At 66.7% G+C, this 1,079-nt stretch carries 2 protein-coding genes; one reads left to right on the top strand and one right to left on the bottom strand.

Annotated elements, in window-relative coordinates; genetic code table 11:
- Window positions 1-364: YdeI/OmpD-associated family protein (locus ACFYO2_RS49690; protein WP_388364162.1), on the top strand; the 364-nt coding region annotated here is incomplete at its 5' end.
- 106 nt (window positions 365-470) lie between these two features.
- On the opposite strand, the gene ACFYO2_RS49685 is transcribed toward ACFYO2_RS49690, so the two are convergent.
- On the bottom strand, window positions 471-962 hold the full coding sequence (locus tag ACFYO2_RS49685) for a hypothetical protein (protein ID WP_388364159.1): 492 nt from the start codon (window positions 960-962) through the stop codon (window positions 471-473).
- Window positions 963-1,079 lie beyond the last annotated feature (117 nt).

Raw genomic sequence — 1,079 nt, 5'->3', positions numbered from 1 at the left:
ACTAGGCGGCGGCAGGCGCCCGGCTGTCAGCGTCATGGTGAACGGCTATGCCTACCGCTCGACGATCGCCTCGATGGGCGGGCAGTTCCTGATCCCGTTCAGCGCCGACAAGCGGCGGGAGTCGGGTATCTCCGGTGGCGACAGCATCGATGTTGAGCTGGCTCTGGACACCGCGCCGCGCACGGTGGAGCCGCCTGCGGACCTCGCGGCCGCTCTCGCCGCGGTGCCGGGGGCGGAGGAGGCGTTCCGCGCGCTGTCCCCAAGCCGGCAAAAGGCGCACGTCACGTCGATTGACGACGCGAAGACCGACGCGACGCGGCAGCGGCGCATCACCAAGGTGGTCGAGGAACTCACGCGCTGCTAAGCCTGTGACTGTTCGGCTCACGCCCACTCCGTGCCCAGTTCCCGTAGCGCGTCCATGTCGTGGTTCGTTCGTTCTGATCGGCATGTGTGGTGCTGAGCTGGGCTGATCAGTTGGCTGGTTGGGTTCTGCGGTGTGGTGTGTGCTGGCGGGGTGGTTGGCGTTGCTTGCGGGCTCCGACTGGGTGGGCCTGTGAACTGCGGAGTTCGTCCTCTGGGTTGGTCTCGTGGGTGTTGATCAGTTCTGTTGGCTGATTGGTCAGGTGCGCTGGGTGGCTGTTGTAGCGGTGCAGGGGTGTGGGGCCGTGGATGTCGATGGTGCCCATGAGGTGTTGTTGGTGGGGGTGGAGCTGAGTCCAGGTTCGTTGTCGGGTGCGGATCCACACCCGGTACTCCGCCGCCTCCACACCGCCGTCCTCGCGATCTCGGTAGGACGGTAGCCCTACGAGGTAGGCCCAGCCCGTCTCCGTTTGCCGCCGCTTCCACAGCCGCGCCACGATCTCCTGCTGCTCGGTGGCGAGCAGGGGATCGGCGGGCAGCATGACCCGGACCGGCACAGGCGCCAACTCGAGCTCGGCAGCGTCGTCTGAAGGCGTTGTCACGGCCGCACGGTAAGCAGGAGGTGGGGGATTCGACGAGGACCTGGTCCGATCGACCGACGGGCGTCGAAGGCGTCGCCGAGACGATCTTGAATTTAGTCCGTGATGCGGGGCCGGCCT

The organism is Streptomyces sp. NPDC006602 (genome assembly GCF_042870385.1).
Taxonomy (GTDB): Bacteria; Actinomycetota; Actinomycetes; order Streptomycetales; family Streptomycetaceae; genus Streptomyces.
This window is presented reverse-complemented; position numbering and strand designations above follow the sequence as displayed.